Below are 22,528 nucleotides of genomic sequence, written 5' to 3' on the forward strand. Positions count from 1 at the left end.
GAGAGATCACCATGACCGAATTCATTTCAAACCGACTCAAGGACCGCACAGCCGTCATCACCGGCGGCGCCAGCGGGATCGGCCTGGCCACGGCAAAGCGCTTCGCCTCGGAGGGTGCCAACGTGGTCATCGCCGATATCGACCCGGCAGCCGGAGAAGCAGCCGCGGCCGCCGTCGATGGCATCTTCGTGAAGGTCAACGTCACGGACGAGCAGGAAGTCATCGACCTCTTTGCCGCAGCCAAGGGCCATTACGGCAGCGTGGATATCGCGTTCAACAATGCGGGTATTTCCCCGCCGGACGATGCATCCATCCTCGACACCGGAATCGATGCCTGGCGCCGGGTCCAGGAGGTAAACCTGACCAGCGTCTATTACTGCTGCAAATACGCACTCCCCTACATGTTGGAGCAGGGCAAGGGCTCGATCATCAACACCGCGTCCTTCGTGGCCGTGATGGGTGCGGCAACTTCGCAGATCTCCTACAGCGCATCCAAGGGCGGCGTGCTGGCAATGACCCGCGAGCTGGGCGTCGAATTCGCGCGCAAGGGTGTGCGGATCAACGCACTGTGCCCTGGACCGGTCAACACCCCGTTGCTGAAGGAACTCTTCGCCTCGGATCCGGAGCGGGCAGCGCGCCGCCTGGTCCACGTGCCCTTGGGACGTTTCGCCGAGCCCGAAGAACTGGCCGCTGCGGTCGCCTTCCTGGCAAGCGACGACGCCTCGTTCATTACCGCGTCGACCTTCATGGTTGACGGCGGCATCTCGGGAGCCTACGTCACCCCGATCGACTAGGGGCAGCTTCGAAGTCGGTTCCCCAGTCCAGTGGTGGGTGGGGAACCGACGCGTTAGCTTCCCCGGTACGTGGAGAACGCGAAGGGGCTGAGCAGGAGCGGCACGTGGTAGTGCTCGCCGGCGTCGGACACCGTGAAGCTCAAGTCCACTTCCGGGAAAAAGGTGTCCACGCCCTGTGCCTTGTAGTACGGACCGGTCGCGAAGTTCAGGCGGTAACTGCCGCCGTCGACCCTTTCAGGACCCAGGTCCTTGATCCGGCCATCCGCATCGGTGGTGCCGCTAGCGACGTGCCTCCAGTTGTCGCCGTCGCGCACGGAGAGAACGACGGCGACACCTGCCGCCGGGCGTCCGGATCCGGTGTCCAGGATGTGGGTGGTTATCTGGGAAACGCTCATTTGTTGGACACTCCTTCGTTGCTCGCGCGGGCTTCGCTGATGACGCCGGCGAGGCGCAGCAGTGCGATTTCGCGCAACTGGCCCGCCACGATGACGTCTTCTTCTTCCGCGCTGTGGCTCAGGCGCTCTTGGAGGGAGGCCAGGATTTCCTTGGCGGTCCGGCCCGCGGCGCGGATCAGGAAGACGCGGCCGAACTTTGCCTCGTATTCGCGGTTGCCTTCGGCCAAAGCGGTGACGACGCCGTCATCGCCGGGGTCGACGCCGGCCTGTTCGGAGCGGGACATCGCGGCTTCGGTGGTCTGGGCCTTCGGCCGTTCGCCAATCCGCGGATGGTGGGCCATCGCGGCCGCCACTTCGTCCGACGTGAACGGCTCGGCGGTTTCCCGGGCGAAATCGAGCAAGGAGTCCAGGCCGCTGAAGGGGCGCGCATCTGCGACGTGCTCCACCCAACGCTGGATGTCGAGGCATGGGCGGAGGACGTCGATGGCGTCCGCACGGTCCACGCTGTTGAATACTTCAAGCTGCATGCTTGTTCATTCCTCGTGCGAGTGCTGGCATCCATGGTGTTGGCTATGCGGAACTCCGGCCATTCCTGCCGGATGGACCTGCGCGCCTCCGCACTTCAGGCCTTCCACATCATGGAACTGTTATTTCAGCATACGTAATAGTGAATCCAATGACTGCCGTGGTGTCAAGAGAATACCGCACCCCGGTCCTCCCGCCCCGCCCTGCCCTCCCTGCGACGCCCGCTCACGTTTGGTGGCGTTTCCCGAAATGCTCGCTCACGTTTGGTGGTGTTTCCCGGAACGCTCGCTCACGTTTGCGGTCTGGTGGACAATGTCAGCAACGAGCCAAAGGAGTTCCGCCATGCCAGAGGTCCTGACTTCCCGGTATCTCTTCGGACCGGGTCCCAGCAATTGCTATCCGGAAGTGACCGCCGCGTTGGCGTATCCGGTGATCGGGCATCTGGATCCGGTGTTCATAGAGCGCCTGGACCGGACATGCGCCGGGCTTCGAACTGTGTGGGGAACCCGGAATGCCCGCACCCTGCCATTGAGTGCCACTGGTTCTGGCGGCATGGAGGCTGCCTTCGTTAATACAGTTTCCGACGGCGACGTGGCGGTAATTGCCGTCAATGGGCTTTTCGGGGAGCGCATGTGTGAGGTCGCCCGGCGCTGCGGCGCCACGGTGGTCCGCGTCGATCATGAATGGGGCCGGCCCGTGGACGCGGAGCGGGTCCTCGCCGCGCACCCTCATCCCAAGGTGATTGCCGCCGTCCACGCCGAAACCTCCACAGGCGTCCTGTCCGACGTCGCGCCCCTGGGCGCCGGCAAGGGCGACGCCCTGCTGATCGTGGACGCGGTGACGTCCATCGGCGGGCTGGAACTCCTGGCTGACGACTGGGGGATCGACGTCGGGTATGCCGGGACACAGAAGTGTTTGGGAGCGCCCCCTGGCTTGTCCCCGTTCACAGTGTCCGAGCGCGCTTTCGAGCGGCGCATCAAAGAGCCGCGTTCGTGGTACCTCGATATCGGCCTTCTGGGTGGGTATGTTGGCGCGGCGAGTGGCAGCCGGACGTATCACCATACGGCGCCGGTGACCATGATCGCAGGGCTCGAGGCCGGATTGGACCGCATCTTGGCCGAGGGGCTCGCGGCTGTTCAAGCGCGGCACCGTGCAGCCGGAGCCGAGTTGCGGGATGGCCTTGAAGCGATGGGGCTCGAGCTGTTTGCCGCGGAGGGCTCGCGATTGCCGAGCCTCACCACAGTCAAAGTGCCCGACGGCGTGGACTCGGCTGCCGTCCGCTCTTACCTTCTGGAGAACTTCAGTATGGAAATCGGCTCCGGGGCGGGTGCGTTTACGTCGACCGTTTGGCGGATCGGCATGATGGGTCCGAATGCCAACAGGGCATCGGTAAAGCTCGTTCTTGGCGCACTGGAAGAAGCGATCGCTAAAGCCTGACGCCCGCTCACATATGACGGCCAAATCCCAAACGCACGCTCACTTCTGGCAGAAAAGTGCCGAACCGTCCTGCAGGTCATCTGCGCGACGGTCACGCCGGACGGCCTTGTTTGTGAGCGGGCGTTGGCCCGGACGGCTTTGTTTGTGAGCGGGCGTTGGCCCGGACGGTCTTGTTTGTGAGCGAGCGTCGGCCCGGGCGGCCTTGTTTGTGAGCGGGCGTCGGAAGGGGAAGTTAGTGGCCGTTGGATTGGGCTTTTGTCGCGAGCATCTTGTCGAGGGGCTTGGCGTATCGTTCCTGGACGATTTTCAGGTGCAGCCAGCACTCCACGCTTGCCACCGAGTCCATCGCGCGTACCTTGTCCAGGACCTCGTACATTTCGTCCAGGGAGCTGACACCCACGGTCGCCACGAGGTCGTGCCTGCCGAGGCAGCTGGCCATGAACTCCACGCCGGGCGTCGCAGAGAAGAAGTCGATTGCTTCCTCGGTGCCGGCTGCTGTCGAGATTCCGAAGCCAAAGGCCATGGACCGCGAAGAACCGGAGCGGCTCCGGATAGGGCCGATCTGCATGACGCGGGCTTCCAGCAGGCGAAGGACCCGGATCCTGGCGGCGCTGGCCGAAAGGCCGATCCGTTCGCCGAGGGACTCGAAACCGAGGCGACCGTCCACCTGGAGCTCGCTCATGAGGAGCAGGTCCGCCTGGTCGAGTTCAAGCCGGGGGTCCGGGGGCTCCTTGCCGAGGAAGAGGCTGCGGACCACCTCTTTGTACATGAGGACATCGACGGCAGCCACGCCTTCGCAAAGGCGGATGGCCTCGACGTCTTCGTAGAGCCTTTCCACCGTGGGCAGGCGGAGTTCGGCGATGATGCCGTACCTGCCCGTGGTGAGGGAGGCGAACACGGCGCCGTCCAATTGGCTCAACTTCTCCAGAGCCGCGCGTGCGGAACCGTTGAGCCGGATGGAGATGTGCGCGACGGCGGTCAGGCCCAATAAGCGCGGATGGACTGCAGCCACAATCCGCAGTTCTCCGGAGGATGTGAGCTCATTGACCTTGGCCGTCACGGCGGAGCGTGTCACGCCCAGCTGCTTGGATAGCTCGCTGAACGAAGCGCGGCCATCGGCCTGCAGCAGGCGGATCAGCCTGTCGTCCAGATCATGCATGGTCTTCACAATAACCGCCTTGTCCCTAGGCCGCGGTAGTGGGTGCTTAGCGAGGTGCGGCGCCACGGCGAGCCGAGCGCCGCCGTCGTAATCAATACTTTCACGAGCCATGCGATAGGCAAGTGATTTGGATCAAAAAATCGTGAGGAGCGCACAAAAACTGTGTCACATCAGTATTAAACAACTGATTCGCTTGATTTGGCGGGATTTTTCGCTAGCATCGTGATCAACGCCACATCGGCGCACTCCGACTCGCGTTTCCACGCGACCCCAACAGTCATTGGAGATCTGCACATGCTCAAGTTCACGAAGCCCGCCCTGGCGGCCGCTGCGTTGGCCCTGCTGTTGAGCGGCTGCTCCGCCGCAGCTTCCCCCAGTTCCACGGGGCAAGCATCGGCCACCGCGCCGAAGGGACTCACCACGAGCGGCAAGCTCACCCTCTGTATCGACCCCGAATACGCGCCGCTGGAGTACTACGCCAACGGTTCCGGCGGTGACATCGCAGGGTTCGACGCCGATGCCGCCCGGGCTCTCGCCAAGCACTGGGGAGTCGACGCCAAGTTCGAAGTAACCACATTCGACGGCCTCATGCCGGGACTCCAAACCCGCCGCTGCGACGCCATCTTCGGTGGTCTTTACATGAGCAAGGCCCGTCTGGACGTCGCCGACGCTTCGGCCGTGATGAACGCCGGCCCCGCGATCCTCTCGGCACCGGCCAGCACGGGCAATTACAAGACCGCGCTGGACCTGTGCGGCCACTCCGTCGCAGCGCAGAGCGCCTCATCCAACGCCGCGCGCATCACCGCGCTCAAGGACGAGTGCAAGAAGGCCGGTAAGGACGAACCCAAGCTCACCGAATACCCCAAGACGGCTGAAACGGTGCTGGCAGTCCTCAACGGCAAGTCCGAGGCCTTGATCGAGACCAATGTGGCGGCCGCCTACATGGCCAGCCAGAACGAAGGCAAGCTCAGCGTGGCCCCCGGAGTCTTCCCGGCGGACACCACCTTCGGCGTGTTCACCCGCAAGAACGATCCGCTGTCTCCCGCCATCGCGCAAGCGCTGAAGGACCTCCACCAGGACGGCACCTTGGCCAAGATCGCCAAGGACAACAAGCTCGATCCCACGATCGTCGACGTCCCCTAGCCATCCTCCCCGGGGGCCGCAATAGCGCTGCGGCCCCCGCCCCTAACTCGAAAGGAGCTGGTGATGGAATTCGATGTCAACATCTTCGTCCAACAACTCGTGAATCCGAGCTACGTCTCCGGGGCTTTCCTGTCCGTCGCCGTCGCGGTGCTTTCACTCATCCTGGCCACGGCCATCGGCTTTGCCGTTGCCCTGGGACGCACCTCCCGTAGCCGGATCGCCCAGGGCGTCGCCGGAATCTACACCTGGTTCTTCCGGGCCATTCCGGCCCTGTTGGTGCTGCTCATCATCTGGAACGCCTTGCCGCAGCTTTTCCCCGTCCTGCGCCAGGATTGGTTCTCCCCGTTCATTGCCGCGTTCATCGGCCTGGGCATCGTGGAAGCCGCCTTCATGGCGGAAATCATCCGTTCGGCGTTGCTCAGTATCGACGAGGGCCAGGCCCTGGCTGGCAGGGCGCTTGGAATGTCGCCGGTCAAAGTCATGCTCAAGGTTGTCCTGCCGCAGGCCATCCGCACGGCACTGCCTCCCACAGGCAATGAGTTCATCGGCCTCGTGAAGTTCTCCTCGCTGGCCTCCGTGATTTCCCTGCAGGAACTCCTCACCACGGCCCAGGTGGGCGTGAACATCACGTTCCGCTATGCCGAGTACTACGCCGCGGCAATCGTCTACTACCTCATCATCGTCAGCCTTCTGACGCTTCTCCAAAGCTATGTGGAAAAGAAATTCGTCTGGACGTCACGATCCAAAACCAAGAAGCCTTCCATCCTGGAACCAGTCGGCCAAGGAGTGCAGTCATGACCCACAGCGGCCCGGAACCCATGCCGGAAACCTGGTCCGCCAACGACCCCGTGCTCAGCGTGCGGAATCTCCACAAGAGCTACCAGGACCAGCACGTCCTGCGCGGGGTCGAATTCGATATCCATCAGGGACAAGTCAAGGCGGTACTGGGTCCCTCTGGTTCCGGTAAGTCCACGATGTTGCGCCTGATGGCGCTACTCGAGCCAGCCGACGACGGCGAGATCCGGCTCCGCGGGCGGCGCATCGGTGTCCGTGAGAAAGCAAGCGGAACCGTGGCCCTCCCCGAACGCGAACTCGCCAAGGAACGCCGCAACATTGGCATGGTCTTCCAGAAGTTCAACCTGTTCCCGCACCTGACGGCCTGCCGCAACGTGATGCTCGGTCTGACCTCCGTCAAGGGCATCCATCACAAAGAAGCCGAAGAGCAGGCCATGGCCATGCTCCACCGTGTGGGTCTTTCGCACCGCGCCGGGCATTTCCCCTCGGAGCTCTCGGGCGGCCAGCAGCAACGCGTGGCCATCGCCCGCGCCTTGGTGATGAACCCGGACGTACTTCTCTTCGACGAACCGACCTCCGCCCTCGACCCCGAGTTGGTGGGCGAAGTCCTGGACGTCATGGAGAGCCTGGCCAACGACGGCATGACCATGATCGTGGTCACCCATGAAGTCCGTTTCGCCCGTCGGGTGGCTGATGAAGTGACCCTGTTCGACAGCGGGGTGATCGTGGAACAAGCCACACCGGACGAGTTCTTCGACAACCCCCAGCACCAGCGCACGAGGAAGTTCTTGAGCCATGTCCACTAAGCATCGCCCCCTCGCCGTCTACACGGACATGGAAGACCTCGACTACTCCGCCGGCGTCGCCCTGCTCGAGGACAACGGTTACGACGTCCGGTACCTCGGCACCCAGGACCCGGCGGTCATCGCGGAGCAGGCGAAGGACGCCGAAGCCTTGCTAGTGGGTTACGCCTCCGTGACCGCCGAGGTCATGGACGCCGTCCCGGGCTTGAAGATCATTGCCCTGGTCTCGATGGGCTTCGACAACGTTGACCTCGATGCCGCCAAGGAGCGCGGCATTTGGGTCAGCAACCTTCCCGGCGTCGCCACGGAGGAAGTCGCTTCGCACGCGCTGGCGCTTGCCCTCGCAGTCACGCGCGAAATTCCGTTTTTCCAAGGACGTGTGGCCGAGGGGGACTGGAACGGCCGCCCGGACAGCCGGGTGTTCCGGCTCAGTCAGGAGCGGCTGGGGCTGATCGGACTCGGACGGATCGGCAGCCGTCTCGGAGAGCTCGCCTCCGGCGTCTTCGGCGAGGTTATTGGCTACGATCCCTACCTCCCGGACACCCCGGCCACGAGGGAAGCCTTGGCGAAGGCGGGCATCCGCCGGACCGGCCTCGAAGAAGTCCTGGCGGAATCCGCCGTCGTGTCCTTGCACATGCCGCTCTCGGAGGAAACGCACCACATCATCAACGCTGAAAGCCTCTCGACGATGCGGCCAGGAAGCTATCTGGTGAACGTCAGCCGCGGTCAGCTGATCGACAACGATGCCTTGCGCGCCGCCGTCGACTCCAGCCACATTCGTGGAGCGGCGCTGGACGTGCTCGACGTCGAGCCGGCACCTGCCGACCACCCTCTCATGGGGCACCCGCGGATCCTCGTGACGCCCCACGTCGGCTTCCTCTCGGACTACACGCTGGCCGAATACGTCAGGATCCAGGCGCAGAACGTCATTTCCCAAGCCCGCACCGGGGCCCCGGACACCCCGTTGTTCGAGCTGGCACCCGCCCGCTGACTTCCGGCCGTACCGCAAACTTCAACACGCAAAGGTCATTCCCATGTCATTCCTGGCATCCCATGAAACTTCAACCGTAGCGCCAGCCGCAACGCTGTTCTTCGGCGGCCGCATCCGGACCGTCGACGCCCTGAACTCCGTCGCGGAGGCGATGCTGGTCATCGGCAACCGTGTTGCCGCCGTCGGGACGCCACACGAGTGCCGCGATGCGGCGCTTAAGCTCACGACGGCGGTGCCCGACGTCGTCGACCTCCGGGGACGCACGCTGGTACCCGGCTTCGTCGACCCGCACGCGCATCCCCTGATGTACGGACAGCTGCTGTCCTGGGTGGATTGCGGTCCCGAGGCGGCGCCGGACATCCCCGCCATGCTTGAACTGCTGGCCAAGGCGGCGGCCGACAACCCGGGAGACACTCCGATCCGCGGCTACGGCTACGAGCACCGCAACCTTGCCGAGCAGCGCCACCCCACGCGGCAGGAATTCGACACCGTCTCCACCACGCGCGAGGTGTACGTCATGAACGCGAGCGGCCACGGCGGAGTGGTGAACTCGTACGTGCTCGCGAAGGCGGGAGTGGACCGCGAGACTCCCAACCCGCCGGGCGGAACGTTCTTCCGGGACGCCGACGGCGAGCTGACCGGTGAGCTCTCCGACGCCGCCTGCGACATCCTCACGGGAGACGAAGGCGTCAAACTGGGGCACCACGGACCGAACTTCCACCTCGGAGACAGCAAAGAACACCACCGCGCCCAGCTGCTGCACGCCCAGCGCGAGTTCCTCAGCCACGGCGTGACCACCATCGGCGACGCCCAGGTGACCAAGCGCGAATTCGGCGCGTACCTGGACCTCGTGGAGCGGGGTGAACTGGTGACTCGCATCAACGCCTACTTCCTGTCGAGCCTCCTGGACGAGGTCCTGGAACTGGGTCTCGTGGACAAGTTCGGAGATTCCCTCCTTTCCTTCGCCGGAATCAAGCTCTATGCGGATGGCACCCTGGGCGGCTGGACGGCGTACTTCCCGGAGGGCTATCGCGACGATCCCTGCCGCACCGGCTCGCTCTACCACGAGCCGGCCGAGTACCGTGCCCTGGTCGCCAAGGCGCACAACGCCGGGCTGCAGACGGCGACCCATGCCCAATCGCCCACGGCCATTCAGTTGGTGTTGGACGCCGTCAGCGAGGCTCTTTCGGTGTCGCCACGGGCGGATCACCGGCACAGGATCGAGCACTGCGGGCTGCCGACGTTGGAGCAGATCGAGCAAATGGCCGAGCTCGGGATCATGCCCGTCAACCAGCCGCAGCACTACTACAACTGGGGTCCCGGCGTCACGGATGCGATCGGCTCCCCGGGCGAGCGCTTCAACCCCCTCGGCGAATTCGTAGCCGCTGCGGTGCCCGTGACGATGAGCTCGGATGCTCCCGTGGCCGATCCCCGTCCGCTGGAAGCCATTCAGACGTCCGTGACGCGCAGGACCCGCTCCGGCGTCCAGTTGGGCTCGGATGATCTCAAGATCGACGTGGTTGAAGCCCTCCGTGCCCACACCATCAACGGGGCACGGGCCATGGGTCGCGAGCAGGACCTCGGTTCCCTCGAACCGGACAAGCTGGCCGACTTCGTGATCTTGGCCGCGGACCCGCTCGAGGCGCACCAAGGTGACATCAGCGGCATCGAGGTTCTGGAGACCTGGGTCAACGGCGTGCGAGTGTACGCGGGCTGAGTCAGACCCGCTGAGTTGGCCCGCGCCGTCCTGACCTTGTTTGAACCCGGCAGCTCGGGCGACACACCCCTGCTTGGGCGAGTCGGGGCAGTTTGAGAAACAAAGAAGGTCAGGAAGGCAGCGGCAAACACAGTTAGACCACGACGTCGGCACCCAACGTGAGTGCCGACGTCGTGGGTTTTGTCGACTCAGCTCCTCTGGACCGAGTCGGGGTGGGTGAGAGAGACCCATGGGAAGGCCGGGAAATCGAGACGTGGATCTCTCGGTCAAGACGCCAATCTGAGTCCACACCGACTACAGGCAGGGCCCTTGTTGACTTGGCCCGGATCCTTGACTCCGGCGAGGGCGGCCACCAGCCTGGATGTCAGAAAATCGCAAAGTTTCTGAACGACCTCCGAGGTCTTCATGAAGACGGACCTGGCTCGATGCCGCAGCCTTCCTGGGTCAACGGCGTGCGGGTGTACGCGGGCTGAGGGGCGCCGTGCGCCAGATCGCCGGAAAGCTGCCGGTTCGCTGGAGCCTTCCGGCGATCCCGCAGCCCTCCGGCGATTTCGCCCGGTTGGGCGCCGGGCGGACCGGGCTTAGGCCCGGCGTATGGCCTCAGCCAGGCGCTTGACTCCCTCGGTGAGCTGCTCCTCCGGCGCGTACGAGAAGGCGATGCGGAGCTGGTTGCTGCCACCGCCGTCGGCGTAGAAGGCACTGCCGGGCACGAACACCACTCCTGCCTCGATGGCCGCGGCCAGCACGTGCTCGGTGTCGATTCCCTCGGGCAGCGTGACCCAGGTGAAGAAGCCACCTGTGGGCGTGGTCCACCGGGTACCTTCGGGCATGTAGGCGGCCAAGGCGTCCAGGGTAGCCTCGCATCGGGAGGCGTAGACGGCACTGTACGCCGCTATCTGGTCCCGCCAGTCGAAGCTGCTGATGTACTGCTCCACCACCAGTTGGCTCAAGACCGAGGGACAGATGGTGGTGGCCTCGGAGGCGATCTGGAGGCGGCCGCGCACCTCTTGGGGCGCCACCACCCAGCCGACGCGCAGGCCGGGAGCGAAGATCTTGGAGAACGAGCCGAGGTAGAACACGTTGTCCGGATCGAGTGAGTGCATTGCGGGTTTCAGCGTGCCATCGAAGCTCAGCAGGCCATACGGGTTGTCCTCGACGATCAGCACGCCTTCGGCACGGCATATGTCTACCACGCGCCGCCGTCGCTCGAGGGACAGGCTGATGCCGCTGGGGTTGTTGAAGTTGGGGATCGTGTAGAAGAACTTGATGGTCTTGCCAGCCGCTTTGAGCCCGGAAATGACGCCCTGGAGGCGGTCAGGATCGACCCCGTCGCTGTCCATATCCACGTGGGCCACTTCGGCCTGGAAGCCTTCGAACACGCCGAGCGCGCCCACGTACGTGGGTCCTTCCGCGATCACCACGTCCCCCGGATCACAGAAAAGCTTGGTCACGAGTTCCAGCGCCATCTGCGAGCCGGCCGTGATCTGTACGTTTTCCGGCGACGTCTTGATGCCCTCGAGCTCCATGACCTGGCAGATCAGGGCCTGCAGTTCCTCTGTTCCCGCACCCGAGCCGTACTGGAGGGCCTCCAGCCCCCGGCGCGCGACGACGTCCCTGGCCATCGCGGCAATGCGGTCCATCGGCAGGACGGGCAGGTAGGGGTTGCCGCCGGCGAGGGAGATCATGCCCGGCTGCATGGAAACATCGAAGACTGCGCGGACGGGGGAGGGCTGGAAGCCCGCCGCACGCTTGGCCATCCGGCCGGTGTGGGACAGCTCTGTTGTGGTGGTCATGGTGGTCCTTCGGTGTTGGTGGGCGGCCGCTTCGATGCGGCCCCGGGCGCGTCTTAGGGCACGTCCACGAGCCTGGAGCGCTTTTTATGGATGAATTCGTCGGCGTCGATGCCGAACTCCCGGGCGGCAAATCGGTGCAGGGTCTCGATCATCTCCGCAGGTGAGAAGCTGTGGACCCCGTTCAAGGACTGGATCGCGAGGCCATCGATCGTAGCCAGAAGCAACGTAGCCACTTCGTCGATATCGATGGCCGGCTGGAGCAGTTTCTCGTCCACGGCTTCTTCGAGCGCCCGGACGAACAGCCCGCGCCATGACGTCCAGACTGCTGCGACGCTTTCCCGGATCTCGGAGTTCTTGTGGGCGGCGGCGTAGATCTGCAGCCAGAATCCCCACGCTTCTTCGAACGGGGTGTCGCTTTGGATGGAGAACGTCAGCAGATCGTGCAGGCGTTCCACCGCGTTGTTGCCGTGATCGTAGATGCGCTGCCATTCGGCGAGGGATTCGTCGATGCGGTACTCCACCGCTGCGCCAATGAGCCGTTCCCGGTGCCGGAAATAGTGCTGGATCATGCCGATGCTGAAACCTGAAGCCTCGGACAGTTCGGCGAAGGAGCAGCCTTCTACGCCTTCGCGGGAGATTACCTGCGAGGCATGGTGCAGGATGTTCTGCCGGCGTTCTGCCATGGCTTCTGCCGTGACGCTTCGCGTGCGGCGGCCCGGGTTTGTCTCGCTCATGCCGTTGCTCCTTCGTTTGTCTGGTCGCGCTGGTCCAGGTGGGGCGCCTTGTGAGTGCCCGTAGTCATCTCTCCACGATGTTGCCATGGTCCCTTGACACGCGTTGTTACTCATCTCACAATAAGTTGAACATATTGTTATTTCAACCCGATTCGAACCGGAGATCCACAAATGATGCGAAAAGGCATGAAAAGCCCGCTCGTGGCAGCGGCAATCAGTTTCCTGGCGTTGACGACGGCTTGCTCAAACACAGAAGGTGTGGCCGCTACCGCATCCGGCAACGCATCGGCCAGCGGCCAAAGTGGTCAAAGCGGCCAGGAACTCGCGCAGGCCGTGCAAGCCGATTCCAAGGTTCAGGCGCTGCTTCCGGCCGCCATCAAGAGCAAAGGCTCGCTGACCCTCGTCACGGACCCCACCTACGCCCCCATCGACTTCACCGATGACCAGGGCAAGATCGTCGGCCTCGAACCGGACATGGCGTTGGCCGTGGCGAAGAAGATGGGCGTCACCATCAAGATAGAAAAGGCCGACTTCAACGGCATCTTGGCCGGCATCGAGGCCCGCCGCTACGACGCTTCCTGGGCCGCTTTCTCCATCACGGACGAGCGCAAGGACAAAGTCAACATGGTCAGCTACATGCGCGGAGGGGCATCCGTCATGGTCAAAAAGGGCAATCCGCTGGGCATCAACTCGGAACTGGACCTCTGCGGGAAGACCGTCGCTGCCCAGACCGGGACAACCCAGGCGCTGAGCGTGCTTCCGTCCTTCGACAAGAAGTGTGCCGACGCCGGCAAGGACAGGCCTGTTTCGCTCCTGCTGCCCCAGCAGGATAACGTCAACCAGGCTGTAGCCTCGGGCCGCGCCCAGGCACTCGTGGCCGACAACGCGCTCACCGGATACTACGCCCAGCTGCAGCCGGACGCCTTCACCTCCGTAGACTCCATCCTCGTCGAGCCGTCCTTGTCCGGCGTCGTGAGCCCGAAGGACGACGGCGGCCTGTCCAAGGCATTCCAGGCGGCGGTCCAGTCGCTCATGGACGATGGCACCTACGCCAAGATCATGGAAGCCTGGAACCTCAAGTCCGGCATCATCACCAAGTCTGAGGTCAACCCGACGGTGGGGTCATGACCGTGTCCGAGCTGCCAATCACCGCCGAGGCACGGCATGACTTCGCGGATTTGGCGTCGCGGCCCGTGCTCAAGCGCAAACGGCCCGGACAACTGATCGCGATGGTGTTGGTGGGTCTGTTCGCGCTGATGGGCGCCTACGTCATCGTCACCAACCCCGGCTTCGGCTGGCCCACCGTGGCCAAGTACCTGTTCGACATCCGCATCCTCAACGGCCTCCTGACCACGATCGAACTCACGACCATTGCCATGGTCCTGGGACTCGTGATCGGCCTGGTGATCGCGGTCATGAGGATGTCTGACAACGCGCTCCTGCGCGGCGTGGCCGGCGCCTACATCTGGTTCTTCCGGGGCACGCCGCTCATGGTGCAGATGCTTTTCTGGGGCTTCGCTGCTGTTCTCTTCCCCACCATCGGCATCGGCATCCCCGGCGGTCCCATGTTGGTGGAATGGAACACCAACGACGTCCTCCCGCTGTTCGTGGCAGGCATCCTGGGCCTGGGCTTGAACGAAGGCGCCTACATGGCCGAAATCGTGCGTGCCGGCCTGATGGGTGTTCCTGCGGGACAGTCCGAGGCCTCCCACGCCATGGGTTTCAGCCGGATGGAAACCCTGCGCCACGTGGTCATCCCCCAGGCCATGAAGATCATCCTTCCGCCGGTAGGCAACGAGACCATCTCCATGCTCAAGACCACCTCCCTGGTGATCGTGATTGGCGTCGGCGACTTGTTGTACAACGCCCAGCAGATCTACGCCCGCAACCTCCAGCAGATCCCGCTCCTGATCGTGGCGAGCCTCTGGTACATCCTGCTCACCACCATCCTCTCGCTCGTCCAGGCCCGCGTTGAGAAGCGGTACTCCCGCGGCAACACCATCCAGGCACGAAAGGCGTAGCGGCAATGTCTGAAGTCCAGTTTTTCAACGTGCACAAGGATTTCTCCGGCATGGAGGTCCTCAAAGGCATCAACTTCACGGTCGAATCCGGCCAAGTGGCGTGCCTGATCGGCCCCTCCGGATCGGGCAAGTCCACGCTGCTCCGCTGCGTCAACCACCTCGAAACCACCAGCTCCGGAACCATCCTGGTGGGCGGCCGCATGATCGGCTACGAGGTCCACGGCGACAGGCTCATCCAGGCACACCAGAAGGACATCAACAAGCGCCGGTCCAGGATCGGCATGGTGTTCCAGTCCTTCAACCTCTTCGGCCACATGACAGCCCTCGAAAACGTCATGATGGGCCCGGTCAAACTCCTCAAGGTTCCCAAGGCCCGAGCCGAGGCCGAAGCCCGCGAGCTCCTGGCCAAGGTGGGCCTCGCCGACCGCACGGGACACTATCCGGCCCAACTCTCCGGCGGCCAGCAGCAGCGCGTCGCCATTGCCCGGGCGTTGTCCATGAAGCCCGACCTCATGCTCTTCGACGAGCCAACCTCTGCACTCGATCCTGAACTCGTGGGCGAAGTCCTCGACGTCATGAAAGCCTTGGCGCGCGACGGCATGACCATGATCGTCGTGACCCACGAGATGGGCTTTGCCCGCGAAGTGGCCGACGTCGTCGCGTTCATGGACGGCGGCGTCATTGTCGAAGCCGGCGATCCCAACGAAATCATCTCCCGCCCACAGCACGAGCGAACAAAGGCGTTCCTCTCCAAAGTTCTCTAGGCCTCAATTCACGTTCAAAGGACTCCAACCTTGACCAGTTCCATCCCCACCAACAACGTCGGCCTCGCCGTCATGACCACGCTGCGGAACTACGGGATCGACGCGATCTTCGGGATCCCCGGCACCCACAACCTCGAGTTCTACCGTCACCTGGAGCCGCTCGGCATTCGCCCGGTGACCACCCGTCATGAACAAGGAGCCGGGTACGGCTCCGACGGTTGGAGCCAGCTCAAGGGGCTTCCCGGCGTCGTGATCACCACCTCCGGACCCGGCCTGCTGAACGCGATGTCCGCCGCGGCTACTTCCTACTGCGAGTCCCGGCCGATGATCATCCTGTCCCCGGGCGCGCCGCGCGGCAGCGAGTTCTCGGACATCGGGCTGCTGCACGAAACGAAGGACCCCACCGGTGCGGTCCGGGCCCTGATCGGGCGCAGCACGCGGGTAGCCAGCGGCAGCGAGGCCGTGGAGCTGATTCACGAAGCCTTCGCCTTCTTCGCGCACGGGCGGCCGCGACCGGTCCACATCGAGATCCCGCTGGACGTGCTCGAGGGCGCGTCCGACGTCGACCCTTCCGCCCTGGAGGCCCGCCCCTTGGGTGCGCCGAAAGCAGCAGCCGACGACGCCGTCGCCACCGCCGCGGAGATCCTCCGCCGCGCGTCCAACCCGGTGATCCTGGCCGGGGGCGGATCGCTCGGAACCGGCGGCGCGCTGCTTGAACTTGCAGAACTCCTGCAAGCCCCCGTGGTGACCACCATCAATGGGAAGGGCGCTATTCCGGAAGCCCATGCGTTATCGCTTGGTTCGGAAATCCGGCTCGCAGCGGCCCAGGATCTGTGCAACGCTTCCGACGCGCTGCTGGTGATCGGCTCCAAGGTGGGCGAGTCAGAGCTGTGGGGCGGCAAGATCGTGCCGCAGGGGAGTTGCATCCGCATCGATATCGACCCCGCCCAGCTGCAGTGCAACGTTGCGCCGGATGTCGAGCTCCTCGGCAACGCGTCCGCCGTCGTGCCCCAACTACTCGCAGCGCTCGCCGGGCACGCGTCGGTCGTGGCGCCCGAGCTGACTCCGCTGCGCGGCGAACTGCGGACAGAAGCCCGCTCCATGGCGCCCGTGCTGGCCCAAATCAACGAGATCCTCGCAGCCACGCTGCCGGCCGACACCGTTATTGCGGGGGATTCCTCGCAGATCACCTATTTCGGAACCACGTCCTTCTTCCCCATGCAGAAGCCGCATCAGCTCTTGTACACCCCCGCCTACGCCACTCTGGGTTATGGACTGCCGGCCGCGATTGGCGCGAAGGTGGCCGACCCCGATCGTCCGGTGGTGGGGCTGATCGGCGACGGCGCGCTCATGTTCGCCGTCCAGGAATTCATCACAGCCGTGGAGCAGGGCGTGGACCTGCCCATCATCTGCGTCAACAACGGGGGCTACGGGGAAATCCGGCAAAACATGGAGGACCGGGGTCTTGCCCCCGTTGGTGTGAACTTGACGCAGCCCGACTGGGTGCGGCTGGCCGAAGGCTTCGGTCTGACGGCGTTCAACGTTGAATCCCTCGACGAGCTCGCCGGGGTGGTCACCAAAGCGCTCGCCGTCAAAGGACCAAGCCTCATCCACGTGAGCACCGAGTAGCCCGCCCCGACGCCCCGCCCTCCCCGCCGCCCGCGCACGCTCGCTCACTTATGGCGGCTTTTGGGCGCACGCTCGCTCGCTTTCTTTAAGCAAGTGATGGAGCGTTCGGTGGAAAGGCCCTATACGTGAGCGAGGGTCATCGGGGCGAGCGCGGGGTGGCGGAACGGTTTTTGGATCTGCATGACTTGAGGAAGGAACACGATGAGCGGGACCACCAAGAACGCCGAGTTGAAGGCCACGGCATGGGAGTGGGTGGAGCGGCAGAAAGAGCAGCTTTCGGCCTGGCACACGAATATTTGGGAGCTGGCCGAGCCAGCATGGCGCGAATACGAGTCCTGCGCCTGGTACGTCAAGACGTTGCGCGAACATGGCTTCACCGTGGAGGAAGGCAGTGGGGGCATGCCCACCGCGTTCGCCGCCGAATGGACAAGTCCCGCCGGTCGCGGCGCGCGAATCCTTGGCTATGCCGAATACGACGCCATCCCGGGCAATTGCCAGGCGGCGTCCACCAAGCGGGAGCCCCGTGCCGGGATGTCACGCTTCGCTCCGGGCCACACCGATCCGCATTCGGCCCTTGGCATCTCGACGCTCGCGGCCTTCCTCGCTGCAAAAGACACGATGCAACGGCACAACATCCCGGGCACCTTGGTCTACACGGGCGAGCCGGCCGAGAAGGTCCAGGGATCCAAGCTGGTCCACGGACTGCGCGGCTATTACGACAACCTGGATGCCATCATCTCGTACCACCCGTTCTATATGATGCCGCTGTGTAACACCGTCCGTTGGGACACCCACTGCGGGTCCTACTACAGCAAGATCTACACCTTCACTTGCGACAGTCCGGAGGGCTGGAACAACACCTACGGCGACAGTCCCATCCCGTCGTCGCACTCTGCCGCCCGGGCGCCTGGAGCGGACGCCGCACTGTTCACGATGTTCTCGCTGACCAAGACCACACAGGATTCGATGCTGCCGCAGGCGGGCGGTTGGTCGCTGTCGGAAGCGATCCTCACCGCCGGGCAGGCGACGGCGGACAACCAGCCGGCGGGGCTGGCCCAGATCCAGTACTCCTGGCGCTGCCCGAGCCTCGCCGAGGCCGACTCCGTCCTGGCGGTGCTGGATCGCAACGCGGAACTCGCCGCGGCTGCATCGCACTGCGGCGTTAGTTCCCGCTGGGTGGCGCGCAACCGTCCGGGCATCGCCAACCACACTGTCGCGCAGGTGGCCTGGGAGAACATCGCCGCTGTTGGAGCACCGATTTTGGATGAGCGGGCCCGGGAGATCGCACGCGAAATCCAAGCCTCGTGCGGAGTGGAACCCATGGAAAATCCGTTCCATCCGGCAACGGCCGAGCTCATCACCCCGCAGGACGCCGAAGCAGAGCTGCGCCGGCACATCCCGGCAACCCAGCAGAACTGGACCAGCGATGACTATGTGGAAATGACCTGGTACGCGCCCACTATCCGCTTCTACACGGCGCGGCCCACGTTGGCGCCGGATGAGAAGGGCACTGCATACCCGGGCTGGGCTATGACCGCGATGGGTGGAATACCGGAGACGATCGACCCCACCATCACGGCGACAGGCAAGATGATCGCCGGCATGGTGCTCGATCTGTTGACTTCTCCGGACGTGCTGGCGGAGGCAAAAACAGAGTTCGACGCCGAGAAGCGCCGCCGCGGTGCCGTGGCACCCCTGCTTCCTGCCGATTTCAGCGCGCCGACGGATTTCCGATGGCCCGAATACATCGGGGAAGGCAAAGCGCGCACGTGGTGGATCCCCGTGTCCGAAGAGTCATGGAACACCGCCGGCGGCAACTAACCCCTAACCCGGACGCCCGCTCACCTATAGGGGTCAAATTCCAAACGCTCTCTCACTTGTGGCCGGAAATAGGGAATCCTCCTGCAGATCATCATCTGCAGGAGGATTCCGCTATTCGGCCTTGTTTGTGAGCGGGCGTCGGGCCGGACGGCCTTGTTTGTGAGCGGGCGTTACAGGCCGAGTTCGGCCTTGAGGGCTGCTACGTGGCCCTGGGCCTTGACCTGGTACTGGGTCAGCTTGACCTTGCCTTCGCCGTCGAGCACGACGGTGGAGCGGACCAACCCGTCCACCACTTCGCCGTTCACGAGCTTCTCGCCCCAGGCGCCGTAGGCGAGGGCGACGGCGTGGTCTTCGTCGGAGAGGAGCGGGAAGGTCAGGGAGAAGTCGCCGGCAAAGCGTGCGATCTTTTCCGGGGCGTCGGGAGAGATGCCCAGAACTTCGTAGCCGGAGGACTGCAGGCTGGAGAGGCTGTCGCGGAAGTCGCATGCCTCCGTGGTGCAGCCGGGGGTGGCGGCTTCCGGGTAGAAGTACACGATGACGTTGCGTCCGCGGTAATCGGACAGGGAGACCTTCTGGCCTTCGGAGTTAAGCAGCGCGAAATCGGGGGCCTGGGTTCCGGCGAGGAGTTTTTGGGTCATGTTGCGATCCTTGACTTGTCGGGCAACCGCCGTGGCCGGCGATCAATCTATAGGTGTAACGGGCTGCCTAGATGCAGTATTCCGCTGGTCCGCGGACTGTGGAGCCTGGTCCGGGCACGAACTGGTAGCCGCCTCCACGCACTGTGGCGATGACATGACGGGCTGAACCCAGCTTGCGCCGGACGCGTCCAACATACACGTCGATGGACCGAAATGCCGCGCCGGGACAGTCAAGTGACTCCAAAAAGCGTTGCAATTCTTCACGTGGGATGGGCCGGGACAGGTTTTCCACGAGGTAGCGGAGGAGGCTGTGTTCCATCGCAGTGAAGCTGACAGGGACACCGTCGAGAAGGACGGTGTTCGCGGCCAGGTCCACTGCCACGCTGCTGCGTCGGCCGGCCAGGGAGACGGGCGGGTTGGCAGCGGCGTCGGCCGCTTCCGACGCCGCAGCGGCGTCGAACGCTTCCGGACCGGAAGCCTCCGGACCGGAAGAATCACCGGACGTTGCAGCTCCGGCGGCGGGCCAAAGGAGGACTTCCGCCCCCGGAGCAAGTTTGCGGGTCCGGGCCAGGACCGCTTCAGCGGCCCGGGCCCAAACCTCGGGATCGATCTCGCGGCCTTCGCCGGGCTGCACCCACACGGCCAGGCCGCGCGGGAGCATCCCAGGGCGAACCAGCCCGGGCCGAAGCGCGGAGGGCCGGGCGGCTGGCTGGTGCCGCGAGGCGTTGAGCCGTGCGGGCAGTTGCCCGTACGGGGCATGGACGTTGACGGCCATGGCTGTGGCCCTACACGCCGCCGCGGCGGATCAGCTTGCCGCTGGGCGTCCGGCCGTCGATCTCGCTGCCGCGCAGGTACGTTTTGCGTACGACGCCGGAGAGCGCCTTGCCGTCGTACGGCGTGATCGGGTTCTTGTGCTTGAGCTTCTTGACGTCGACGACGAACGCGTCGTCCGGCGCGAAGATGGAGAAATCAGCGTCGTAGCCGAGCGCCAGCTGGCCCTTGTTGTGCAGGCGGGCCAAGGCGGCGGGCTTCTCGGACATCCAGGACACCACTTGCTCCAGGGAGATGCCGCGGTGCCGTGCTTCGGTCCAGATCAGCGAGAGCCCCAGCTGCAGCGAGGAGACGCCGCCCCAGGCCACGGCGAAGTCGCCGTTTTCCAGGTCCTTGAGGTCAAGTGTCGAGGGGGAGTGGTCCGAGACGATGCAGTCGATGGTGCCGTCCTGCAGGCCCTGCCAGAGGAGCTCGCGGTTGGAGGCCTCGCGGATGGGCGGGCAGCACTTGTACGCGGTGGCGCCGTCGGGGATTTCCTCGGCCATGAGCGTCAGGTAGTGCGGGCAGGTCTCCACGGTGAGGTGGACGCCGTCGCGCTTTGCCGAAGCGATCATCGGGAGAGCGTCCGACGACGAGAGGTGCAGGATGTGCGCGCGGGCGCCGGTCCAGCGGGCGCGTTCAATGACCTCGGCGATGGCCTTGTTCTCGGCGCCGCGGGGGCGGGAGGCAAGGAAAGTGGAGTAATGTGCGCCGCCGGGGTGGGGTGCGTGGTCGATCGCGTGGGAGTCCTCGGCATGGACGATCATGAGGGAGTCGAAGGACTTGAGCTCGGCCATGTCCTCTTCCATCTCGTCCGCGTCCAGGTGGGGGAATTCGTCCACGCCGGAGTGGAGCAGGAAGCATTTGAAGCCGAAGACGCCCTCGTCGTGCAGCGGGCGGAGGTCCTTCTTGTTGCCCGGGATGGCGCCGCCCCAGAATCCGACGTCCACGAACGCCTGGTCCTCGGCGACTTCGCGCTTGAGCTTGAGGCCTTCCACGTTGGTGGTGGGCGGGATGGAGTTCAGCGGCATGTCGATGATGGTGGTGACGCCGCCGGCTGCCGCAGCGCGGGTGGCGGACGCGAAACCTTCCCATTCGGTGCGACCGGGCTCGTTGACGTGCACGTGGGTGTCAACGAGACCGGGGATGAGGGTTTCGTCGTCGGCGAGTTCGATGACTTCGGCGCCGCTGAGGCCGTTCCCCAAGGGTTCGATCGCGACGATCACGCCGTTGCGGACGCCGACTTCGCGGGCGGTGATGCCGGCGGTGGTGAGGATGCGCTGGCCGCGAATGACCAGGTCAAACGGGCCGTGTGCTGTGGTGGTTTCTTCAGACATGGAGTTGCTCCTTGGTCTCGGTTCGCGCTGCGTCATGGGTAGGTGACGTTTTTTCAGAAAGGCGCACGCCGATGTGCTTACCCAATTCTTCAATCAGCGGCCCTGCTTCAGCTATACATTTCTCTACATTGGATTCGAGTTCGGTCAATGCGTGGACCGACTCGAAACCGGACTCCGAAAGTTGTTCCGGGCTCAGCGTACTGCGGCCGCACACGGCAATCACGGGGATCCCTGAACGCGCTGCCGCCCGCGCCACGCCCATGGGCGTTTTGCCGAGCAGGCTTTGTTCGTCGAGGCTGCCTTCGCCGGTGATCACCAGATCAGCGCCAGCCAGTCGCTGCTCGAGTTCAGTGAATTCGAGTACGACGTCGATGCCCGGCCTCCGTGCCGCGCCCAGCGCCGCGATGGCGATGTAGCCGACGCCGCCCGCCGCGCCTGCGCCCGGTGCCTGTGCAGCGTCCTGGGCTTCGGAGCCGATTTCGCTGGCGAGGACCTGGACGAAGTGGGCCAAGGCGGCGTCGAGCGAGGCGACGTCGTCCGGCGTCGCGCCCTTCTGCGGTCCGAAGATCGCGGCGGCGCCGGTGCGGCCCAAAAGGGGATTGTCGACGTCGGACGCCAAGACGAACTCGGTGACCTCCAAGCGGACGTCGAGATTCGAGAAGTCGATCCGGTCCAGGCGGGTGAGTGCTGCGCCGCCGCCAGGGAGTTCGTTGCCGTCGGCGTCGAGGAGGACCGCACCGAGGCCCTGCAGGACGCCGGCGCCGCCGTCGGTATTGGCGCTGCCGCCGACGCCGAGGATGATGTGCCGGCAGCCGAGGTCCAGGGCGGCGCGGATGAGTTCGCCGGTGCCGAGGCTCGTGGCACCCTTGGCCGTTTCGGTGTTCGGGGCGCTGCCGTCGCCGAAGCCCGGCAGTACGGCGAGTCCGGAGGCCGCCGCCATTTCGATGACGGCTTCCTCGCCGCGGACGGCGAATTCGGCCTTGATCGGATGGCCCATGGGTCCGGTGACCGTCGTGCTGCGGCGGGTGAAGCCGGAGCCGACGGCGGCGTCGAGGGTTCCTTCGCCGCCGTCGGCCACTGGAATGAGCGTGGTTTCAAAGCCCTCGCCCGGGCGGCTGGCGGCAAAACCTGCCCGCAGTCCGGCGCTCAAGCGGCTGGCGACCTCGGGAGCTGACAGCGATCCCTTGAACTTGTCCGGGGCTATGACCACACGCATTCCGTA

At 64.6% G+C, this 22,528-nt stretch carries 21 protein-coding genes; 12 read left to right on the plus strand and 9 right to left on the minus strand.

Annotated elements, in window-relative coordinates; genetic code table 11:
- Positions 1 to 11 precede the first annotated feature (11 nt).
- Positions 12 to 794 carry a 3-oxoacyl-ACP reductase gene (locus tag QRN59_RS14200; protein ID WP_284983150.1) on the plus strand — a complete coding sequence of 261 codons (783 nt, stop codon included), beginning with the start codon at positions 12 to 14 and terminating at the stop codon, positions 792 to 794.
- A gap of 53 nt (positions 795 to 847) precedes the next feature.
- Here the strand turns inward: QRN59_RS14200 and uraH are convergent, their stop codons facing one another.
- Together uraH and uraD are read right to left on the minus strand one after the other, a co-directional pair.
- On the minus strand, positions 848 to 1,189 hold the full coding sequence (uraH, locus tag QRN59_RS14205; protein WP_265979873.1) for a hydroxyisourate hydrolase: 342 nt from the start codon (positions 1,187 to 1,189) through the stop codon (positions 848 to 850).
- A complete protein-coding gene (gene uraD, locus QRN59_RS14210; RefSeq protein WP_284983151.1) occupies positions 1,186 to 1,716 on the minus strand; it encodes a 2-oxo-4-hydroxy-4-carboxy-5-ureidoimidazoline decarboxylase in 531 nt (176 codons plus the stop codon). Before uraD ends, uraH begins: the two co-directional genes overlap by 4 nt.
- A gap of 340 nt (positions 1,717 to 2,056) precedes the next feature.
- Here uraD and QRN59_RS14215 point away from each other — a divergent pair, with 340 nt between their 5' ends.
- On the plus strand, positions 2,057 to 3,151 hold the full coding sequence (locus QRN59_RS14215) for a pyridoxal-phosphate-dependent aminotransferase family protein (protein ID WP_284983152.1): 1,095 nt from the start codon (positions 2,057 to 2,059) through the stop codon (positions 3,149 to 3,151).
- Positions 3,152 to 3,383: 232 nt separating this feature from the next.
- On the opposite strand, the gene QRN59_RS14220 is transcribed toward QRN59_RS14215, so the two are convergent.
- Positions 3,384 to 4,310 (minus strand): Lrp/AsnC family transcriptional regulator, encoded by a 927-nt coding sequence (locus tag QRN59_RS14220; RefSeq protein WP_284983194.1) that lies wholly within the window; start codon positions 4,308 to 4,310, stop codon positions 3,384 to 3,386.
- Positions 4,311 to 4,532: 222 nt separating this feature from the next.
- Here QRN59_RS14220 and QRN59_RS14225 point away from each other — a divergent pair, with 222 nt between their 5' ends.
- The 5 genes from QRN59_RS14225 to QRN59_RS14245 all read left to right on the plus strand — a co-directional run bounded on the left by QRN59_RS14225 (position 4,533) and on the right by QRN59_RS14245 (position 9,759).
- Positions 4,533 to 5,453, plus strand: a complete 921-nt coding sequence (locus QRN59_RS14225; RefSeq protein WP_284983153.1) for a transporter substrate-binding domain-containing protein — start codon at positions 4,533 to 4,535, stop codon at positions 5,451 to 5,453.
- A gap of 63 nt (positions 5,454 to 5,516) precedes the next feature.
- Positions 5,517 to 6,251: an amino acid ABC transporter permease gene (locus QRN59_RS14230; RefSeq protein ID WP_234754358.1), complete on the plus strand. Its 735-nt coding sequence runs from the start codon at positions 5,517 to 5,519 to the stop codon at positions 6,249 to 6,251.
- Positions 6,248 to 7,054, plus strand: a complete 807-nt coding sequence (locus QRN59_RS14235) for an amino acid ABC transporter ATP-binding protein (protein ID WP_284983154.1) — start codon at positions 6,248 to 6,250, stop codon at positions 7,052 to 7,054. Before QRN59_RS14230 ends, QRN59_RS14235 begins: the two co-directional genes overlap by 4 nt.
- On the plus strand, positions 7,044 to 8,042 hold the full coding sequence (locus QRN59_RS14240) for a C-terminal binding protein (RefSeq protein WP_284983155.1): 999 nt from the start codon (positions 7,044 to 7,046) through the stop codon (positions 8,040 to 8,042). Before QRN59_RS14235 ends, QRN59_RS14240 begins: the two co-directional genes overlap by 11 nt.
- 43 nt (positions 8,043 to 8,085) lie before the next feature.
- On the plus strand, positions 8,086 to 9,759 hold the full coding sequence (locus QRN59_RS14245; RefSeq protein WP_284983156.1) for an amidohydrolase: 1,674 nt from the start codon (positions 8,086 to 8,088) through the stop codon (positions 9,757 to 9,759).
- A gap of 581 nt (positions 9,760 to 10,340) precedes the next feature.
- Here the strand turns inward: QRN59_RS14245 and QRN59_RS14250 are convergent.
- On the minus strand, positions 10,341 to 11,552 hold the full coding sequence (locus tag QRN59_RS14250) for an aminotransferase-like domain-containing protein (protein WP_284983157.1): 1,212 nt from the start codon (positions 11,550 to 11,552) through the stop codon (positions 10,341 to 10,343).
- A 53-nt stretch (positions 11,553 to 11,605) separates the two neighbouring features.
- Positions 11,606 to 12,286, minus strand: a complete 681-nt coding sequence (locus tag QRN59_RS14255; RefSeq protein WP_284983158.1) for a TetR/AcrR family transcriptional regulator — start codon at positions 12,284 to 12,286, stop codon at positions 11,606 to 11,608.
- Positions 12,287 to 12,472: 186 nt separating this feature from the next.
- Here QRN59_RS14255 and QRN59_RS14260 point away from each other — a divergent pair, with 186 nt between their 5' ends.
- The 5 genes from QRN59_RS14260 (at position 12,473) to QRN59_RS14280 (ending at position 18,521) form a co-directional block, all read left to right on the plus strand.
- Positions 12,473 to 13,414: a transporter substrate-binding domain-containing protein gene (locus tag QRN59_RS14260; protein WP_284983159.1), complete on the plus strand. Its 942-nt coding sequence runs from the start codon at positions 12,473 to 12,475 to the stop codon at positions 13,412 to 13,414.
- A complete protein-coding gene (locus QRN59_RS14265) occupies positions 13,411 to 14,307 on the plus strand; it encodes an amino acid ABC transporter permease (RefSeq protein WP_284983160.1) in 897 nt (298 codons plus the stop codon). Before QRN59_RS14260 ends, QRN59_RS14265 begins: the two co-directional genes overlap by 4 nt.
- 5 nt (positions 14,308 to 14,312) lie before the next feature.
- On the plus strand, positions 14,313 to 15,071 hold the full coding sequence (locus QRN59_RS14270; protein WP_284983161.1) for an amino acid ABC transporter ATP-binding protein: 759 nt from the start codon (positions 14,313 to 14,315) through the stop codon (positions 15,069 to 15,071).
- 30 nt (positions 15,072 to 15,101) lie between these two features.
- Complete coding sequence (locus QRN59_RS14275; protein ID WP_284983162.1) at positions 15,102 to 16,700, plus strand: thiamine pyrophosphate-binding protein; 1,599 nt, start codon at positions 15,102 to 15,104, stop codon at positions 16,698 to 16,700.
- A 201-nt stretch (positions 16,701 to 16,901) separates the two neighbouring features.
- Positions 16,902 to 18,521, plus strand: coding sequence for a zinc-binding metallopeptidase family protein (locus tag QRN59_RS14280; protein ID WP_284983163.1), 1,620 nt, complete (start codon positions 16,902 to 16,904; stop codon positions 18,519 to 18,521).
- Positions 18,522 to 18,691: 170 nt separating this feature from the next.
- Here the strand turns inward: QRN59_RS14280 and bcp are convergent, their stop codons facing one another.
- The 4 genes from bcp to QRN59_RS14300 all read right to left on the minus strand — a co-directional run bounded on the left by bcp (position 18,692) and on the right by QRN59_RS14300 (position 22,522).
- Positions 18,692 to 19,159, minus strand: a complete 468-nt coding sequence (gene bcp / locus QRN59_RS14285) for a thioredoxin-dependent thiol peroxidase (protein WP_284983164.1) — start codon at positions 19,157 to 19,159, stop codon at positions 18,692 to 18,694.
- 67 nt (positions 19,160 to 19,226) lie between these two features.
- On the minus strand, positions 19,227 to 19,934 hold the full coding sequence (locus QRN59_RS14290) for a winged helix-turn-helix domain-containing protein (protein WP_284983165.1): 708 nt from the start codon (positions 19,932 to 19,934) through the stop codon (positions 19,227 to 19,229).
- Positions 19,935 to 19,944: 10 nt separating this feature from the next.
- A complete protein-coding gene (gene allB, locus QRN59_RS14295) occupies positions 19,945 to 21,306 on the minus strand; it encodes an allantoinase AllB (protein ID WP_284983166.1) in 1,362 nt (453 codons plus the stop codon).
- Positions 21,299 to 22,522, minus strand: coding sequence for a glycerate kinase (locus QRN59_RS14300; protein ID WP_284983167.1), 1,224 nt, complete (start codon positions 22,520 to 22,522; stop codon positions 21,299 to 21,301). Before QRN59_RS14300 ends, allB begins: the two co-directional genes overlap by 8 nt.
- Positions 22,523 to 22,528: the final 6 nt, after the last annotated feature.

It is taken from the genome of Arthrobacter sp. efr-133-TYG-118, assembly GCF_030209755.1.
GTDB lineage: Bacteria > Actinomycetota > Actinomycetes > Actinomycetales > Micrococcaceae > Arthrobacter.

Bases quoted from the DNA above. Each gene is read 5' to 3' on its own strand.
- QRN59_RS14200 (WP_284983150.1), top strand. From the start codon at position 12: ATGACCGAATTCATTTCAAACCGACTCAAGGACCGCACAGCCGTCATC.
- uraH (WP_265979873.1), bottom strand. From the start codon at position 1,189: ATGAGCGTTTCCCAGATAACCACCCACATCCTGGACACCGGATCCGGA.
- uraD (WP_284983151.1), bottom strand. From the start codon at position 1,716: ATGCAGCTTGAAGTATTCAACAGCGTGGACCGTGCGGACGCCATCGAC.
- QRN59_RS14215 (WP_284983152.1), top strand. From the start codon at position 2,057: ATGCCAGAGGTCCTGACTTCCCGGTATCTCTTCGGACCGGGTCCCAGC.
- QRN59_RS14220 (WP_284983194.1), bottom strand. From the start codon at position 4,310: ATGCATGATCTGGACGACAGGCTGATCCGCCTGCTGCAGGCCGATGGC.
- QRN59_RS14230 (WP_234754358.1), top strand. From the start codon at position 5,517: ATGGAATTCGATGTCAACATCTTCGTCCAACAACTCGTGAATCCGAGC.
- QRN59_RS14235 (WP_284983154.1), top strand. From the start codon at position 6,248: ATGACCCACAGCGGCCCGGAACCCATGCCGGAAACCTGGTCCGCCAAC.
- QRN59_RS14240 (WP_284983155.1), top strand. From the start codon at position 7,044: ATGTCCACTAAGCATCGCCCCCTCGCCGTCTACACGGACATGGAAGAC.
- QRN59_RS14245 (WP_284983156.1), top strand. From the start codon at position 8,086: ATGTCATTCCTGGCATCCCATGAAACTTCAACCGTAGCGCCAGCCGCA.
- QRN59_RS14250 (WP_284983157.1), bottom strand. From the start codon at position 11,552: ATGACCACCACAACAGAGCTGTCCCACACCGGCCGGATGGCCAAGCGT.
- QRN59_RS14255 (WP_284983158.1), bottom strand. From the start codon at position 12,286: ATGAGCGAGACAAACCCGGGCCGCCGCACGCGAAGCGTCACGGCAGAA.
- QRN59_RS14260 (WP_284983159.1), top strand. From the start codon at position 12,473: ATGAAAAGCCCGCTCGTGGCAGCGGCAATCAGTTTCCTGGCGTTGACG.
- QRN59_RS14265 (WP_284983160.1), top strand. From the start codon at position 13,411: ATGACCGTGTCCGAGCTGCCAATCACCGCCGAGGCACGGCATGACTTC.
- QRN59_RS14270 (WP_284983161.1), top strand. From the start codon at position 14,313: ATGTCTGAAGTCCAGTTTTTCAACGTGCACAAGGATTTCTCCGGCATG.
- QRN59_RS14280 (WP_284983163.1), top strand. From the start codon at position 16,902: ATGAGCGGGACCACCAAGAACGCCGAGTTGAAGGCCACGGCATGGGAG.
- bcp (WP_284983164.1), bottom strand. From the start codon at position 19,159: ATGACCCAAAAACTCCTCGCCGGAACCCAGGCCCCCGATTTCGCGCTG.
- QRN59_RS14290 (WP_284983165.1), bottom strand. From the start codon at position 19,934: ATGGCCGTCAACGTCCATGCCCCGTACGGGCAACTGCCCGCACGGCTC.
- allB (WP_284983166.1), bottom strand. From the start codon at position 21,306: ATGTCTGAAGAAACCACCACAGCACACGGCCCGTTTGACCTGGTCATT.
- QRN59_RS14300 (WP_284983167.1), bottom strand. From the start codon at position 22,522: ATGCGTGTGGTCATAGCCCCGGACAAGTTCAAGGGATCGCTGTCAGCT.